Source organism: Sulfurivermis sp. (assembly GCF_059410345.1).
Window position 1 is genome coordinate 1 of the sequence record NZ_JBLJDO010000008.1, and the last position, 16,071, is coordinate 16,071.

A 16,071-nucleotide genomic window follows, 5' to 3' on the forward strand; every position below is an offset into this window, starting at 1 on the left:
GACCTTGTACTTGCGCCCGGAGCCACAGGGGCACGGGTCATTGCGGCCGGGCTTGGGGACACTGACCACGGGTGCGGGCTGGGTGCTGGGGGTGTCGTCAGCATGAGCCACCGAGGGCATCGGCGTGGTAGCGACAGCGGGCAGCGTGGCAACGCGGCCAGGGTCGGCACGCAGGGTCAAGTAGTCGGCCAGGGCGACCGCCACCAGGGCGTTAAGGGAGATGCCGATGCGCTCGGCATAGGCGGCAGCGTCGGTCTTGAGTGGGTCGGGCAAGCGGATACTGGTAGCCATGGGGATACACCTCGAAATCAGGATGAGGTATCAATATGGCGTCATTCCGGCGTCACCGTCAAGGTGTTTCCCCCCGTATTACTAACGGGGGGAGGGGCTAGTGGCATCAGAATGGCATCAATCTGGCGTCAGTGGCGCCCCTCCCCTGCCCCCGTGGGTCCACAAGCCGCTCCGCTTCGCTCCGCCCCGGCCCCCTGGGCGCGATTGCATCGGCCCGGGCCGGGCTGGCGGGCTATGGACTACGGGGACAGGGGCTGCGGTGGCAAGGATGAACTGGTCGAAAAATATACATTATGCGCAACATGCACCGGCCGCCAGCGGTTTAGAAGCGGTGGCCAGGCGGCTCCCCTGGATATATTTATCTGGCTGAATAAAAAAGAAATTTTTCAAAATGGCCCAAAAGTTAGCATTGATCCTCAATTCCTCTATAATGCGACCTTCACACCAGACGTAGTCCGTGTCATGGAGTGGCATTTGTTGAATGCTGGCGTGCGATTGACCTAACCCTGCCCGGAAAATCCTGTAGCAACGACATGGCTGAAACCAGACAACGGGTCGAATCCCAATACCTTCGGAATTATGTACCGCTTTCCGAACTGACCCAGGACAACCTGCAGGAGCTCTCGCGCAGCACCTATGTCGAGCAGATTCCCGCCGGACGTACGCTGTTCAAGAAAGGTGATACGGACAACCGCTCCTATTACATCCTCGGCGGCGAGATCGAACTGGATACCGGCGATGGCCCGCCCCGGGTGGTTGCCGGCGCGACACCGGCCTCACGCTTCCCGCTGGATCATCACCGTCCGCGTCAGGCGACCGCCAAGGCGCGCAGCCAGGTGTTCTATTTCCAGGTCGACAACAACCACCTGGACCTGCTCCTGACCTGGGGCCAGAACGCCGGCTACATGGTGACCGAAATTGATAATGGCCCCGAAGAAGCCGACGACGGTGACTGGATGACGCACATGCTGCGCTCCAGCATCTTCCATCGCATCCCCGCCTCCAATATCCAGGCAGTATTCATGAAAATGGAGGCGAAGCCGGTACGTTCCGGGGATGTGGTGATCACGCAGGGTGATGAGGGCGACTATTACTACTACATCAAACAAGGCCGTGCCATGGTCACCCGTCTGACCAAGACCGGACAGACCATCAAGCTGGCAGAACTGGAGGCAGGCAGCAGCTTTGGTGAAGAGGCATTGATCTCCGACTCCAAACGCAACGCCAATGTCACCATGCTGACCGACGGTGTGCTGATGCGGCTGGCCAAAGCGGATTTTGCCTCGCTGCTGAAGGAGCCGGTGCTGCAAAGCGTCAGCTACGACGAGGCGCAAAAACTGGTGGCCGCGGGCACGGCGCAATTGCTGGACGTGCGTCTGGAGAGCGAATACAAGAATGCGGCGCTACCCGACAGCGTCAACATCCCGCTGTTCATGCTGCGGCTCAAGGCCGCCAGTCTGGATCACAACAAAAAATACATCGTCTATTGCGATACCGGACGGCGCAGTTCATCGGCGGTATTTCTGCTCACTGAACGCGGCTTCGATGCCTATGTGCTGAAAGGCGGTCTGATGGCCATCAAGCAGGGCGCGCAGCAGTAACATCGCCTTATTTTTCGTTGCGTTCGTACACTCCGTCCCACTCCGCCGCCGGCGGCGCAGCGCGCAGCGCACTGATGCGCTCCAGATACAACCCATAGACCGGCACACCCGGCCTACTCTCGTGCAATTGCTGGAATAGCTCCGTGGCGCGTTCCCACTCCTGGTCACGATAGCAAGCCAGAGCCTCCTCGTGCAGGTCCAGTTCGGCGCGCAATTCGGCACTGGCCTCGGTGGCGGCACAGAGTGGCTGGAAGATATGTATCGCCTGCGCCTTGCCCTTCACGCGGATCAGATCCAGTTCGCGATAGACAAAGGCCTCCCCTGCCAGGCGCCGCGTCGCCTCTCCCACGATCAGGCCAACATGGTAGTACTTGGTGGCCCCTTCCAGGCGTGAGGCCAGATTGACCGAGTCGCCCAGCACGGTATAGGCGCGGCGATATTCCGACCCCATGTCACCTACATTCATGGTGCCGCTATTGATGCCAATGCCGATCTGGATCAGCGGAAAACCAGCGGCCTGAAATTCGGGCTTGAGCCGCTCCACCTCGGCCAGCATCGCCAGCGCGGCACTGATGGCATGCACCGCATGCTGCCGGTCCTCCAGCGGAGCACCCCAGAAAGCCATCACCATGTCACCGACATATTTATCGATGGTGCCGCGGTTATCGAAGATGATGCGCGTCATGGGCGTGAAGAAATGATTCAGCATATCCTTCAGCTCATTGGCCGTCAGCGCCTCGGAAATGGTGGTGAAGCTGCGGATATCCGCAAATAACACGGACATCTCCCGGCTCTCGCCTTCGAAGCTGTACTGCTCCGGATCCTCGCTCATTTCCTGTACCAGTTGCGGCGGCACATACTGGCCGAACATGCCCTGCAACTGGCGCTTGCTGCGGAACTCGCCGAAAAAACCATGTGCCATGTTGAACATCGCCAGCAGAATCACCAGCAGCACCTGCGGTGCCAGCGCCAGAATGAGACCTTCGGCAGACCACATCCAGAAATTAAAGGCGATGGCAGATGCCAATACCGCAGCCGTAACCAGCACCAGCGGCAAGGGGTCCAAACGGGGAAACAGCAGCGCGAGGCTCACGCCAATCAGCAGGATAAGCAAAAAGTCTGCACCAGTGGCCCACGCCGGCTCCATGGGGAAGTTGTTGTCGAGGATGGAGGCGATGATGTTGGCATGCACTTCGACGCCGGGATAGACCGCCTGGATCGGCGTGGCACGCAGATCGAACAGGCCTTGCGCTGTGGTACCGATGAGCACGATGGCATTGTCGAGTTTCTCATCCGTGACACGGCCGTTCAGCACGTCGGTGGCCGAGATATACGGATAACTGCCCCAAAGCCCATGGTAGGGAATGATTACACGACCTTCGCTGTCGGTGGGGATGGTGATATGACCCAGGCGGATTGCCTCAAGGATTTCATCACCGCCCACCAGTGCTGTTTGCACACCGACTTCGTCCATCATCAGGAACAGGCGCGCCACCTCCAAACCCAATGACGGGTATAGCTTGTCGGCATGGCGCACCACTATCGGGGCACGGCGGATGATGCCGTCTGGATCAGGCTCCAGGGTAAAAAAACCACCGTGCCGTGCCGCCTGCTGCAAGACATCGATGTTTCCGGTATAGCTGCTGACCGTGGGCATGACTACGCGGGTAACGGCCTCCTCCGGCACCACATTGAGTGGTTGCGGCAAGGTGCCCACCGCTTCTTCGCCACGGGTGTGGAAGATATAGCCGAGCACCACATCATGCTCTTCGAGGGTTGCAGCGAACGCCGTGTTGTTATCGAACAGAGGAAGATAGTCGCGTAGGCCGCGCACCAGGGCATGCCCCTCACCCTCCGCCTCACTCAGCCGCTGCAGTACCATCTCACCACTGTTGCGCTCCGACTCGGCGAAAATGATGTCGAATCCGACGACCGCCGCCCCCTGTTGAAACAGGTTATCGATGAGCAGCCCCAGTTTGTCGCGCGACCAAGGCCAATGTCCCTCGTTCTGCAGGCTCTTCTCATCGATATCGACGATGACAATGCGTGGGTCGACGTGGTGCTCCGGCAGCATGGCGCGCAGGCGCAGGTCGTACACCATGGAATCGAGTCGCTGCATGGTCTGCTGCATCAGCGGCATGTCGCTGAACTGCAACCACAGAGTAATCAGAACCAGCAACAAACCCGTGGCCGTGGGATAGAATCTTTTGCGGAAGCTGCCCTTGGCCATGGCGCTGCGTGTCAGGAGAGTTGAAACAGGCGGCGGAAATTGACGCTGGTCAACTCGGCTATCGCCTCCAGCGTGGTGCCACGCACGCTGGCCAGACGCTCGGCCACATGGCGCACATAGGCCGGATAATTGGGCTTGCCACGGTGCGGCATAGGCGCCAGATAGGGTGCGTCGGTTTCCACCAGCAGGCGATCATCGGGCACCCGCGCCGCCACCTCGCGGACCTGTACGGCGTTGTTGAAGGTGATGATGCCGGAGAAGGATATATGAAAGCCCAAGTCCAGGGCCTGGGCGGCAGTGTCCCAGTCGTCGACAAAGCAGTGCATGATGCCGCCGACCGCCTCCGCCCCCTCCTCGCGTAATAGGCGCACGGTGTCGGCCTGGGCCTCACGGCTGTGTACGATCAGCGGTTTACCGACTGCTCGCGCCGCCTGGATGTGGCGACGAAAGCGCTCATGCTGCCAGTTCAGGTCACCTTCGCTGCGGTAGTAATCGAGACCGGTCTCGCCGATACCGATCACCTTGGGCAGACGCGCTGCCGTCACCAGTTCATCGAGGCTGGGCTCGTGGCCTTCGTGATCGTTGGGATGCACGCCGACGGTGGCGTAGACATGTTCGTGCTGCTGCGCCAATGCCAGTACGGCAGGAAAGTTCTCCCAATTGATGCACACGCAGAGCACATCGCTGACACCCGCCGCCTGCGCCTGGGCCAACACACCGTCGATGCCGTCGGCGTAGGGTGCGAGATCCAGGCGATCGAGATGGCAGTGCGAATCGACGAGCGATGTGGACATGAAAGCGATAGTAATGACAAAGATGCGCTCCGCGGCAGGGGAGCGTGTTACATGGTGTGGGTCTGGCGATCGGACTTGAGGGCGCCGGCCAGATAAGTTTCGATCTTGTTGCGCACGTTACCGCCATCCTGCTCACTGAACTGGACGCCGATACCGGCGGCGCGATTGCCCTGCGCACCCTTGGGCGTAATCCAGACGATCTTGCCGGCGACCGGCAGCTTTTCCTTTTCTTCCATCAGGGTCAGCAGCATGAATACCTCATCGCCCAGCGCGTAATCCTTGTTGGTGGGGATGAACAGCCCGCCGTTTTTCACAAACGGCATGTAGGCCGCATACAGCGCACTCTTGTCCTTGATGGTGAGAGACAGAATACCCTGCTTGGCTATGGGGGGTGCCTTCGGCTCCATGATGACCTTATCTCGTTGGTGCGGCGCGTCGCGCCGTCGTTCCACCTGCGCTGCTCCAGCCGAGCAGCAACTCCTCCAGCAGCAACTGCACGTTCGGATGACCGCGCGCCAGACGCATGGCCTCCTGCAGTTGCCCTTGCCGGTGCAGCAAATGAGCTAAGTCTACCTTCTCGCACAGGGCTTGCAAACGCCGGCGCAGATCCGGGTTGTCCAACTGGACCTCGGCCGTGCCGGCCTTGAGCCGCGCCATGTCCACAAACCAGCCATGCAGCGTTGCCAGCGTTTCTCCCAGCGGCAGCTCAAGCCACTGCGCCGCCAGGGCGAGCGGCTCCTGTTTCCCCTCCAGCAGAGCCTCGAAGACGGCGAACAGTTGTGCGCGCCGCTCCATGCCACCCGACTCAACCAGGGCCAAGGCCCGCAGCGGCGCACCGCCGCTGATCGCCAGAGCCAACGCGGCCCGCTGGGCATCACCCAGGCGCTCGGCCAGCCAGTTATGCGCTTCTGCGCCCCACTGCGCCACGAATGGAAGTTGCTGGCAGCGGCTGCGTATGGTGGGCAACAGGGCAGCGGGACGGGCCGTGACCAGCAACAACAGAGCGTCGCGGCCCGGTTCCTCCAACGTCTTCAGCAGGGCATTGGCGGCATTGATGTTCATGCGATCGGCCGGCTCGATGATCACCACACGGGCGCGGCCATACTGCGGCGTCAGCGCCTGCCAGGCCAGCAGATCCCGAATCAGGCCGATGGTGATCTCCTTACCCTCTTCCTCCGGCTGTACCGCTTGAAAATCCGGATGCGTACCGGCCGCAAGCAATTGGCAGCCACGGCACGAGCCACACGGCAGGCCTTGCTCCGTTTGTTCACACAACAGGGAACGGGCCAGCAGGCGCGCAAACTCCAGTTTGCCCAACCCGGCCGGGCCACTCAGCAGCAGGGCATGGGGCAGACGGCCCGCAGCGATGCGTTGCTGCATCGATTGCCAGGGGGCCTGTTGCCAGGGATAAGGCTGCTGCATGGTCAGGAGGCACCTGCCAAATACGCGTCCAGCACCTGATCAAGCTGGGCCTGAACCTCGGCCAGCGGCCGGCTGGCGTCGATGATGCGAAAACGCCCCGGCTCCTGTCGTGCGCGCTCACGGTAGGCGGCGCGCACGCGCTGAAAAAACTCCGCCTGTTCCTGCTCGAAGCGGTCCGGATCACTGCGCGCCCCGGCCCGCTGCAGCCCCTGCTCCACCGGCAGGTCCAGCAGCAGCGTGAGGTCTGGGCGCAACTCGCGTTGCACCCACTGTTCCAGCACGCGGATGCGTGCCTGATCGATGCCGCGGCCGCCTCCCTGGTAGGCATAGGTGGCATCGGTGAAGCGGTCGCACAGGACCCAGTCGCCGCGCACCAGCGCCGGAAGGATCAACTCCGCCAGATGCTGGGCGCGGGCGGCAAACATCAGCAGCAGCTCAGTGTCATCGGCCATGGCGCTCTGGCCGCGATCCAGCAGCAGGGCGCGCAACTGCTCCCCCAGCGGGGTGCCGCCGGGTTCACGGGTACGAACCACCTGTTTGCCCGCCGCGCTCAGCCGTCGATGAATATGTTCGAGATTGGAGCTCTTGCCGGCGCCCTCGCCGCCTTCCAGAGTGATGAAGCGTCCACGCATGGTGTGTCCCGGTAGATAATGACCCGGCAATGCTACCACGATGGCCGGCGCCTCAGGCGGCGGGTGACTCTTCCCACTGCTTCAGCACATCGTTCAGCCCCTTTTTCAGATTCTTCACTGCCTCCGGGGCCTCGATATCCACCACCTGCTCGACGACCCACTTGTTGGCGCTGCCGCCCATGACTTGCTCCACACACTGCCCCAGATAGCGCAGTGCCTGGTAACTGGGCTGACCATCAGCAAAACCGAACTCGGCGTAGGCCTCCATCCGCTCGTTGAGGAGCGCCACTACCGCCGCACGGTGCTCGCCGGGCCCCGCCACTTCGGTCATGTTGTCCACCAGGGTACGTACCAGATGCTGGGCCAGGGCGCCCATCAGGTGCTGGCGCTGTTCATCCTCCAGGCGCTCGTAACACAGGCGGTCGGCCAGTTGCAGCAGGAACACCGCAAACTCGCCCACCACCGCCAGCAATTGCGTCTGTGAAGCAAAGTTGAAACCGGCGGCGTACATCTTGTCTGCGCGTTCCTGGGCCGCGCGCCAGGTAATGAAACCGAGTACCGAGGCCAACTCTTCCGGCGACTTCGGCTTGTCTTTCTTGTGCCATTTACTCTTGATGCGCACGCTTATTCCTCAATCTATGTTGCTGTTGGCAGCGGCGCGAGGCCGTGCTAGCTTTGCTATTACCTAGTATTCTACTCAACATATATCAACAAACCAACTGCGGGTCCGACATGCGCGCCGATCTTCACACCCTCACCGCCCAGGTGCAACACAACTGCGACATCTCCGATGCGCGCCATGCCCGCAACTACTCCCTGTGCATCTATCTGCTCAAGATGCGCGAGTACTACCGCTGGGAAATGGGTTACGGCTATGACGAACGCCTGCCGGAAAAACAGTTGGGTGACTGGCTGATGGAGCGGGAACGGCTGTGGGGCGAGTTGGAACACCAGGATTATCAGCCCATCGCACTGCATAGCACGCCGTTCGCACCTTTCGAACCGGACGTGCTCAACGATCGCTTGCTACCGCAGGGGCTGGTCTACAGCGGCGGCTACGGCGGCCTATCCAAACCGCACTTTTTCCTCGCCGATCTGCATCAGGTGGAGCAACGCCACCAGCGGCGCATCCTGGTCACTGGCAAGGAATATGCGCGCGATCTGACCGCACCGCCGGCAATGACGCTCAACGGCGAGGTCTATGTGCGGCGCGAGTCATTGCGGCGCATGCTGTGGGAGAAGATCGAAGAGTGGCGCTGGCGCCGACAGGATAATGCCATGGCACGTACCCTTGCCTTTTATCCGGTGGACAGCGCACTGGAGAGCGCACTGGATGCCATGACCGCCACCGAGACCGAGGCGGCGATTCTGCATGAACTGGGCGAGATCGAGGCCGGCGTACTGTTCGGCGCAGCCTGGGAACAGATGTTGACCGCCCTGTGGCACACACGGGCCGAACTGGTGGCGCGTGCGGTGCGCGACCATCTGGCTGACTGCCTGGTGACCTTGCCCACGCTGCTGGCCGAGGAGCGGGCAGCCTCGCTGCACTTCTATTTTGCCAATCTGGGTGGCATGCGACAGGCACTCTTCCCCACCCTGCAAGCCGCCTACCGCCAGTGGATAGAACAGGGCGGCCTGGCGCCGTTACAGGAGGCCGTCAACCGTGGGCAGACGCACTGGCAACAGGCCGGTACACGCCTGCTACAGGCCTACGGTGGACACGATGATGGCGCGGCGGAACGACTGGATACGCTGCTGGATGAATTGGTACTGTAAGAAAACGACGACGCCCGCATCTGCGGGCGTCGTTGCGGAGTGCATACGACTCAGTAACCGCCCTTGCGGCGGCTCTCCGGCAGACCGGCGATCTTGCCTGCCTGCTTGGAGGGCTGCATCGGAAACAGCTCGTAGAGATCCTTGGACTGCACCGCGGTGCCCCACTTGTCGGACATCGCCTTGACGATGGTGCGATCGTTGGGCTGGTTGCCGCCGTTATTGAGGTATTCATCACGCAGGTAATTGATGAGGTCCCAGGACTTCTCGGTCAGGGTGACGCTCTCGGCAGCGGCAATGGCCTTGGCCACGTCCTCGTTCCAGTCTTCCAGGTTTTCCAGATAACCGTTGGCGTTGGCCGCGATGGTCTTGCCGTTCACTTCGTAAGACATACTGCTCTCTCCTTCAAGTTGTTTCTAGATTTAAGACGTAACTTGTTATTCCGAATTAACTTTATTAATAGATTTATGGGCAATGAACAGCCCGCAACCGAGGCTGCGATACGGCCCCAGACCCCGCTCCTGCAAAGTCACGGCGTCCTGGGGTTGCAGGTCCGCCACCATCAGGCTGCGCACATGAATCGGGCCGTCCGGCGTATCGAAAGAGTGCGGCTTGCCCGCCAGGACCTTCTTGAACTGCACGCCCATGGCGCGCATCTGCTGCACGGCATCGGCAATGAACTGCTCCTCATCCTGCCCTGCGGGTACTGCAATGTAACGCGCGTACAGCGTGGCAACCGGACTGAGGGGGACCACCTTGGCCTCCCCCACCACCATGGTATTGCCGCCCACATCGAGGGTCTGACCACTCAGGGCCCGCGCATTTTCCACTCTATGCCGTGCCAGGCGCAAGACAAGACGCGTCCGGCGTGACAGATGCAGCAGGGCCAGGGCGTGCGAGGGGCGCTCCCAGCCGTTGCCTGAATCGGCCACGTGGATCAGGTGCAGGCCATCGGCAGGATCGTCACCAAACCAGGGCAAGGCACGACGAACAGCGGCAGAAAGGAGGTAGGCGTGATCCACCGGCAGGGTGCGGCAGTCGATATGGAACGATACATCGACCACGTCCTCCGGTACGGTGAAAAACTCCTTTTGTACGTCCTCTTGCCAAAACATGGTGTCAATCCGCCGGCAGTTCGTTGCGCAGGGCGTCGCGATCGTACCACCAGGCATCGGGGACCAGTACATCCAGCAGCTTGCCCAGACGCGGCAGGAACTTGGCCGGATCGTTCAGCTCCAGGCGTTCCACCCAGAAATCAAAGATCTCTTTGTTGTCCACCACCTCGCTGTGCTTCTTGGCCACTTCCGCCAGCATGCCGGCGGTAAAGAACTTCAGGTCCTCGCGCTGCTTGCCCTCGGCGCGCAGTTCCACCAGATAGGCGGCCGTAGCAGCAGGGATGGCGGCGGCGTCAGCCTTGGGCGGCGTCTCCGCCACCAGATGCTTGAGCATCAGCACCGACAGTTCCGGATCGATGGGATAGGTGACGGCCAGCCAGATGCCGTGCGCCAGGGCCTTGATGGAGTCATCTTTTTCCGCCTGGTAAATGATGTCGCAGGCCTGCACCGCCTGCTCCCACAACCGGGCGGCCAAGGCCTGGCGGAAGCAGTCGTGGCCCAGTTGCCAGGCCTCATCGCGCCGCTCCAGATCGAGCAGGATGTAGCCGATGTCATTACGCAGGGTCAGACGCTGCGCCAGCGGGGCAGCGGCGGACAGGGCCGCCAGTTCGGCCTCCAGCTGTGCCAAGCGGGTTTCCTCAGCCTGCTTCGGGCGGACCGCATCGGAGGCGCACTCCGCCTCGCCTTGCACCGCTTCGTTTTCCAGTTGCAGATATTTCACTTGGATATCCCGTGGCTATTGCTGTGGCAGCATCAGGAGGTGAACGCGGCTTCCAGCCGGTCTTCCCAGTTTTCCGGCGTGTTCTCGTAAGTGGGCTTGACGTCGATACGGAAAAACATCTCGCCCTTGGCGCGCTGACGGACCACCTCGATGAGGTCTTCAAAGTCATCCAGCTGAGGATTCTGGATCATGATCTCACTTAAATAGAGCATCGCTTGCCTCGCCAACCGATAAACACATATGTAAACGTGCCTTGTATGTGTGGCACGTCCGGCCGCCCTTCAAGGGTCCCGCTGTGATACTTAAGAGAATTGCTATGTATTGATATTGAACCCGATGCACGAGGCATGAACAAGCCTCGCTTTGCGCTATCCGTCACAACCCTTGGAAGGGTACGGCGCTTCTTTTCTGCTAACAATCAACATTAAAGTCAACACGTATCATGTTGATATATATCAATTAATAGTTGCGTTTATGCCACCATAACCCATATTCTCCAGGTGTTTTGTATATCCCATTCAGGATAGACCTATCCCACCCCTCCCCCCCATCGGAAGGATACTTCGCTTCATAATGAACTTCTAAACTTCGCGCCATGTTGAAAAGGACCTACTGGTTTCGTCCTCTTCAGACTAGGTAGTTGTGCCCGGCGCCGCCCAATCGTCGTCGGGCCAGATGGACGGCCAAGGTACCCTCCTCCGGCCGCCCCGAAACCCAACAGATCTCTGACGGGAGAATGACTAATGGCTACTAAGATGCACAAGACTCCGATGCTGGACCAGCTGGAGAGCGGCCCGTGGCCGTCCTTCGTGACCGGCCTGAAGCGCCTGGCTACCGATGAAGGCAAGCCTTACGCTGACATGATGAAGGACCTGCTCGGTCAGCTGGAAACGTCCTATACCACCCGCAAGGGCTACTGGAAGGGCGGTACCGTAGGTGTGGTCGGTTACGGCGGCGGCGTCATTCCCCGCTTCACCGAACTGCACGACGAGAACAAGAAGCCCCTGTTCCCGAAGGCTGCCGAGTTCCACACCCTGCGCATCATGCCGCCCGCCGGCATGCACTACAACACCGATATCATCCGCAAGTTCTGCGACGTGTGGGACAAGTACGGCTCCGGCCTGATCGCCTTCCACGGCCAGTCCGGCGACATCATGTTCCAGGGTTGCACCACTGAGAACGTCCAGCCGGCCTTCGACGAGCTAAACGAGATGGGCTTCGACCTGGGTGGCGCCGGCCCCGCCGTGCGCACCGGCATGTCCTGCGTCGGTGCCGCACGTTGCGAGCACTCCTGCGCCAACGAGCAGAAGATTCACCGCACCCTGGTGAACCGCTTCCTCGACGACATGCACCGTCCGGCCCTGCCGTACAAGTTCAAGTTCAAGGTCTCCGGCTGCCCCAACGACTGCATGAACTCCATTCAGCGCGCTGACCTGGCCACCATCGGCACCTGGCGCGACGACATGAAGGTCGACCAGGCCGAAGTGAAGAACTTCGTCAATGCCAAGGGCCGCAAGTACGTCATCGACAACGTCATCACCCGTTGCCCGACCCAGGCCCTGAGCCTGAACGACGACGACACCCTGGCTGTCGACAACAAGAACTGCGTCCGCTGCATGCACTGCATCAACGTCATGACCAAGGCTCTGTCCCCCGGCGACGACAAGGGCGTCACCCTGCTGGTCGGCGGCAAGCGCACTCTGAAGATCGGCGACCTGATGGGCACCGTGGTGGTCCCCTTCATGAAGCTGGACACCGACGAAGACTACGAGGCCCTGGAAGAGCTGGCCGGCAACATCATCGACTTCTTCGCCGAGAACGCCCTGGAGCACGAGCGTACCGGTGAGATGATCGAGCGTATCGGCCTGGTGAACTTCCTGGAAGGCATTGGCGTCGAGATCGACCCGAACATGATCACCAACCCGCGCATGAACCCCTACGTCCGCACCGATGGCTGGGACGAAGAGGCCCAGAAGTGGTTCGAGCGTAAGGCTGGCTAAGCGGTCGGTCCGACAGTAAACGCGGGGCGTCCCGGGCAACCGGTACGCCCCGCAAACTAAATAACGACGAATTTCTGAGTGTAATTGGAGGTAATTATGTCTGCACCTCGCATGCCCATCGAGAGTGGTGTACCGGATCCGTTCCCGTATATGCACCCCACGCTGAAGAAGAACTTCGGCCAGTGGAAGTACCATGACCGTCCGCGTCCGGGCGTCCTGCACCACGTCGCCAAGTCCGGCGAAGAAGTCTGGACCGTGCGCGCCGGTACCCAGCGTCAGATGGACACCTACACCATCCGCAAGCTGATGGACATCGCCGACCAGTTTGCCGACGGCTATGTGCGTTTCACCATCCGTTCCAATATCGAGTACATGGTCACCGACGAGAAGAAGGTTCAGCCGCTCATCGAGAAGCTGAATGCCGAAGGCTTCCCCGTCGGCGGTACCGGTAACTCCGTGTCGATGATCTCCCACACCCAGGGCTGGCTGCACTGCGACATCCCCGGCACCGACGCCTCCGGCGCCGTGAAGGCCCTGATGGATGAGCTGTACCACGAGTTCACCCACGAAGAGATGCCGAACCGCGTGCGCATGACCACCTCCTGCTGCCAGATCAACTGCGGCGGCCAGGGTGACATCGCCATCAACATCCAGCACACCAAGCCGCCCAAGATCAACCACGACCTGGTGGCCAACGTGTGTGAGCGTCCGTCCGTTGTGGCCCGCTGCCCGGTGGCGGCTATCCGTCCGGCCATGGTCAACGGCAAGCCCTCGCTGGAAGTGGACGAAAAGAAGTGCATCTGCTGCGGCGCCTGCTTCCCCCCCTGCCCGCCGATGCAGATCAACGATCCGGAGCACTCCAAGCTGGCCATCTGGGTCGGCGGCAAGAACTCCAACGCCCGTTCCAAGCCGACCTTCCACAAGCTGGTCGCTGCCGGCATCCCCAACAACCCGCCGCGCTGGCCCGAAGCCGCCGCTGTGGTGAAGAACATCCTGAACGCCTACAAGAAGGACGCGAAGGAGTGGGAGCGCATGAACGAGTGGATCGACCGTATCGGTTGGCCGCGTTTCTTCGAGCTGACCGGCCTGCCGTTCACCAAGTACCACATCGACAACTGGCGTGGTGGCCGCGTGAACCTCAACGCCTCTGCTCACATCCGCTTCTGATAAACGGATAAAAGGAAGAGGTCAATGAAGTTTACGATTCAGGTTAACGAAGGCCCGTACACTCATCAGGCATCTGATACAGCGTACAACTTCGCCGTGGCAGCCCTGGCAGCAGGACACGAGGTTTACCGCGTGTTCTTCTATCACGACGGTGTCAACAACGCGACCCGTCTGACCACTCCGCCGCAGGACGACCGCAACGTGGTCAACCGCTGGAGTGAGCTGGCTGCCAAGCACAACCTTGACCTCGTAGTCTGCGTAGCCGCGGCCCAGCGCCGCGGCATCGCTGATGCCGATGAGGCCAAGCGCAATGGCAAGAACGCTGACAACATCGCTCCCGGCTTCCGGATCTCCGGTCTGGGCCAGCTGATCGAGGGCGGTATCCAGTCCGATCGCCTCGTCGTGTTTGGCGATTAATTCGGGGAGAGAGTGATGAGTGACGAAGAAATGATGGAAGGCGGCGTGCAGAAGAAGTTCTGCTATGTGAACCGGACGGCTCCGTACGGTACGGTTTACGCCCTGGAAGCTTTGGAAGTTGTGCTGATCGGTGCTGCCTTCGAGCAGGACGTTTCCGTGGTTTTCATGGATGATGGTGTGTTCCAGATCGTCAAGGGTCAGGATACCGCCGGTATCGGCATGAAGAACTTCTCCCCCACTTACCGTGCGCTCGAGATGTACGACGTTGAAAAACTGTACGTCTCCAAGGAGTCGCTGGAAGAGCGTGGCCTGAGCGAAGACGACCTGCTGGTGGACGTCGAAGTGAAGACCGCCGCTGAACTCCGCGACCTTATGGAAGAGCAGGACGTGCTCCTGACCTTTTAACCGGGGAAGACGAAATGCTGCATACCGTAAACAAGTCGCCGTTTCAGAAGAACACCTTTGAAAGCTGCATCAAGCACGCTGCAAAAGGCAGCGCCGTCCTGTTGATCGAGGATGGCGTTTACGCTGCACTGAAGGATACCGCTGTGTCCGCCAAGGTGCAGCAGGCCATGGGGGATATCACCTTTTATGCCCTGGAGCCGGACGTTAACGCCCGTGGTCTGAAGGGTAAAGTGATGGATGGTATCAATCTGGTCGATTACGCCGGGTTTGTTGACCTGACCGTCAAGTTTGATCGTGTTCAATCCTGGCTGTAAGCCTGTTCATTCAATCCAACTGATTGAGGAGATAATGTCATGGGTACTATGACTGCTGGTGGTAAGACTGTAGAAGTCGATGAAGAAGGTTATCTGGTCAACATCAACGACTGGAACCGCGATATCGCTGTGGAGCTGGCCAAGTCCGAGAACGTCGAGATGACCGACTCCCACTGGGAAGTGATCGACTTCCTGCGTGAGTACTACAACGAGTACCAGATCGCTCCGGCCGTTCGCGTTCTGACCAAGGCCATCGGCAAGAAGCTCGGCCCTGAGAAGGGCAACAGCAAGTACCTGTACGAGCTGTTCCCGTACGGTCCCGCCAAGCAGGCCTGTAAGATCGGTGGCCTGCCGAAGCCGACCGGCTGCATCTAATGCCGTGCCCGGGGGGCGCTTGCGCCCCCCACCCCTATTCAATTCTCTAGCGAGGGTCGATACGAATGTCGTTCCTGACAGTGCTCTATGCACTCTTGTTCTATACCGCCACGGCGTTGTTCATCGTCGGCCTGGCCTACAAGATTCGCCAGTACGCCACGACGCCCGCTCCGCTCAAGATTCCCACAACACCTGCGCCCACCACTACCGGCGGCGTGGTGTTTCGCATGGCCCGTGAGGTCGTGCTGTTTGAAAGCCTGTTCAAATCCAACAAGTGGATCTGGATCTTCGGCTGGATGTTCCACCTGGCCCTGGCGCTGGTGATCCTGCGCCACTTCCGTTATTTCCAGGAGCCGGTCTGGGGCATCATCGTCTTTATCCAGCCCTTCGGTATGTATGCCGGTTTCTTCATGGTCCTTGGCCTGCTTGGCCTGTGGGCACGCCGTCTCTTCGTCGAGCGCATCCGCTACATCACCGCTCCGTCCGACCATCTGATGCTGGCCCTGCTGGTGGGCATCGGTATCAGCGGCCTGATGATGAAGTTTGTCCACCACACCGACATCGTGATGGTGAAGGCCTTCTTCCTCGGTCTGATGCGTTTTGACCTGCAGCCGCTGCCGAGCGACACCCCGCTGCTGATCCACCTGGGTCTCGTTGCCCTGCTGCTGATCATCTTCCCGTTCAGCAAGCTGCTGCATGCGCCGGGCGTATTCTTCAGCCCGACCCGCAATCAGGTCGACAACCCGCGCGAGCGCCGCCATCTGGCGCCCTGGGCCGCGGAACTCGACAAGTAACCGAACTTTAGCGCTTGAAC

General features: G+C 60.4%; 21 protein-coding genes. 10 read left to right on the top strand and 11 right to left on the bottom strand.

All coding sequences use genetic code 11. From position 1 onward, the window contains the following. On the bottom strand, positions 1-291 hold a 291-nt coding region (locus ACMV8A_RS08130), incomplete at its 3' end, for an SEC-C metal-binding domain-containing protein (protein WP_495325271.1). A 234-nt stretch (positions 292-525) separates the two neighbouring features. Between ACMV8A_RS08130 and ACMV8A_RS08135 the strand changes: the two genes are divergently transcribed. Both ACMV8A_RS08135 and ACMV8A_RS08140 read left to right on the top strand, forming a co-directional pair. Then, positions 526-795 (top strand): hypothetical protein, encoded by a 270-nt coding sequence (locus tag ACMV8A_RS08135; RefSeq protein WP_495325272.1) that lies wholly within the window; start codon positions 526-528, stop codon positions 793-795. Positions 796-824: 29 nt separating this feature from the next. Next, positions 825-1,892, top strand: a complete 1,068-nt coding sequence (locus ACMV8A_RS08140) for a cyclic nucleotide-binding domain-containing protein (RefSeq protein ID WP_495325273.1) — start codon at positions 825-827, stop codon at positions 1,890-1,892. 7 nt (positions 1,893-1,899) lie between these two features. On the opposite strand, the gene ACMV8A_RS08145 is transcribed toward ACMV8A_RS08140, so the two are convergent. Genes ACMV8A_RS08145 through ACMV8A_RS08170 form a run of 6 tightly spaced genes read right to left on the bottom strand, consistent with a single transcriptional unit; the run spans position 1,900 to position 7,592 of the window. Next, the gene (locus ACMV8A_RS08145) at positions 1,900-4,122 is read right to left on the bottom strand and encodes a CHASE2 domain-containing protein (RefSeq protein WP_495325274.1); all 2,223 of its coding nucleotides are present in this window, start codon (positions 4,120-4,122) and stop codon (positions 1,900-1,902) included. 11 nt (positions 4,123-4,133) lie between these two features. Continuing rightward, a complete protein-coding gene (locus ACMV8A_RS08150) occupies positions 4,134-4,916 on the bottom strand; it encodes a TatD family hydrolase (RefSeq protein ID WP_495325275.1) in 783 nt (260 codons plus the stop codon). A gap of 47 nt (positions 4,917-4,963) precedes the next feature. Further along, the gene (locus ACMV8A_RS08155; RefSeq protein ID WP_495325276.1) at positions 4,964-5,323 is read right to left on the bottom strand and encodes a PilZ domain-containing protein; all 360 of its coding nucleotides are present in this window, start codon (positions 5,321-5,323) and stop codon (positions 4,964-4,966) included. A 7-nt stretch (positions 5,324-5,330) separates the two neighbouring features. Then, the gene (locus tag ACMV8A_RS08160) at positions 5,331-6,338 is read right to left on the bottom strand and encodes a DNA polymerase III subunit delta' (RefSeq protein WP_495325277.1); all 1,008 of its coding nucleotides are present in this window, start codon (positions 6,336-6,338) and stop codon (positions 5,331-5,333) included. Between the two features lie 2 nt (positions 6,339-6,340). Then, on the bottom strand, positions 6,341-6,970 hold the full coding sequence (gene tmk / locus ACMV8A_RS08165) for a dTMP kinase (RefSeq protein WP_495325278.1): 630 nt from the start codon (positions 6,968-6,970) through the stop codon (positions 6,341-6,343). A gap of 52 nt (positions 6,971-7,022) precedes the next feature. Then, a complete protein-coding gene (locus tag ACMV8A_RS08170; RefSeq protein WP_495325279.1) occupies positions 7,023-7,592 on the bottom strand; it encodes a hypothetical protein in 570 nt (189 codons plus the stop codon). A gap of 110 nt (positions 7,593-7,702) precedes the next feature. Between ACMV8A_RS08170 and ACMV8A_RS08175 the strand changes: the two genes are divergently transcribed. Continuing rightward, positions 7,703-8,746 carry an Sfum_1244 family protein gene (locus tag ACMV8A_RS08175; RefSeq protein WP_495325280.1) on the top strand — a complete coding sequence of 348 codons (1,044 nt, stop codon included), beginning with the start codon at positions 7,703-7,705 and terminating at the stop codon, positions 8,744-8,746. Between the two features lie 50 nt (positions 8,747-8,796). Here the strand turns inward: ACMV8A_RS08175 and ACMV8A_RS08180 are convergent, their stop codons facing one another. From ACMV8A_RS08180 to ACMV8A_RS08195, 4 genes are read right to left on the bottom strand one after another with little or no spacing between them, the layout of a single operon-like run. Then, on the bottom strand, positions 8,797-9,135 hold the full coding sequence (locus tag ACMV8A_RS08180) for a TusE/DsrC/DsvC family sulfur relay protein (RefSeq protein WP_495325281.1): 339 nt from the start codon (positions 9,133-9,135) through the stop codon (positions 8,797-8,799). 45 nt (positions 9,136-9,180) lie between these two features. Further along, positions 9,181-9,858, bottom strand: coding sequence for a type I-MYXAN CRISPR-associated protein Cas6/Cmx6 (cas6, locus tag ACMV8A_RS08185; protein WP_495325282.1), 678 nt, complete (start codon positions 9,856-9,858; stop codon positions 9,181-9,183). A gap of 4 nt (positions 9,859-9,862) precedes the next feature. Next, on the bottom strand, positions 9,863-10,579 hold the full coding sequence (locus tag ACMV8A_RS08190) for a hypothetical protein (RefSeq protein ID WP_495325283.1): 717 nt from the start codon (positions 10,577-10,579) through the stop codon (positions 9,863-9,865). Between the two features lie 32 nt (positions 10,580-10,611). Continuing rightward, complete coding sequence (locus ACMV8A_RS08195; protein ID WP_495325284.1) at positions 10,612-10,770, bottom strand: sulfur relay protein DsrC; 159 nt, start codon at positions 10,768-10,770, stop codon at positions 10,612-10,614. A 552-nt stretch (positions 10,771-11,322) separates the two neighbouring features. Between ACMV8A_RS08195 and dsrA the strand changes: the two genes are divergently transcribed. The 7 genes from dsrA to ACMV8A_RS08230 all read left to right on the top strand — a co-directional run bounded on the left by dsrA (position 11,323) and on the right by ACMV8A_RS08230 (position 16,051). Further along, positions 11,323-12,579: a dissimilatory-type sulfite reductase subunit alpha gene (gene dsrA / locus ACMV8A_RS08200; RefSeq protein ID WP_495325285.1), complete on the top strand. Its 1,257-nt coding sequence runs from the start codon at positions 11,323-11,325 to the stop codon at positions 12,577-12,579. A gap of 96 nt (positions 12,580-12,675) precedes the next feature. After that, on the top strand, positions 12,676-13,746 hold the full coding sequence (gene dsrB / locus ACMV8A_RS08205) for a dissimilatory-type sulfite reductase subunit beta (protein WP_495325286.1): 1,071 nt from the start codon (positions 12,676-12,678) through the stop codon (positions 13,744-13,746). Between the two features lie 24 nt (positions 13,747-13,770). Continuing rightward, entirely contained in the window at positions 13,771-14,163 is a 393-nt protein-coding gene (gene tusD / locus ACMV8A_RS08210; RefSeq protein WP_495325287.1) for a sulfurtransferase complex subunit TusD, read from the top strand. Between the two features lie 15 nt (positions 14,164-14,178). After that, on the top strand, positions 14,179-14,568 hold the full coding sequence (tusC, locus tag ACMV8A_RS08215; protein WP_495325288.1) for a sulfurtransferase complex subunit TusC: 390 nt from the start codon (positions 14,179-14,181) through the stop codon (positions 14,566-14,568). Positions 14,569-14,582: 14 nt separating this feature from the next. After that, positions 14,583-14,882 (top strand): sulfurtransferase complex subunit TusB, encoded by a 300-nt coding sequence (gene tusB / locus ACMV8A_RS08220; RefSeq protein ID WP_495325289.1) that lies wholly within the window; start codon positions 14,583-14,585, stop codon positions 14,880-14,882. Positions 14,883-14,921: 39 nt separating this feature from the next. Further along, on the top strand, positions 14,922-15,257 hold the full coding sequence (locus tag ACMV8A_RS08225) for a TusE/DsrC/DsvC family sulfur relay protein (protein ID WP_495325290.1): 336 nt from the start codon (positions 14,922-14,924) through the stop codon (positions 15,255-15,257). A 65-nt stretch (positions 15,258-15,322) separates the two neighbouring features. Continuing rightward, positions 15,323-16,051, top strand: coding sequence for a respiratory nitrate reductase subunit gamma (locus tag ACMV8A_RS08230; RefSeq protein WP_495325291.1), 729 nt, complete (start codon positions 15,323-15,325; stop codon positions 16,049-16,051). Positions 16,052-16,071 lie beyond the last annotated feature (20 nt).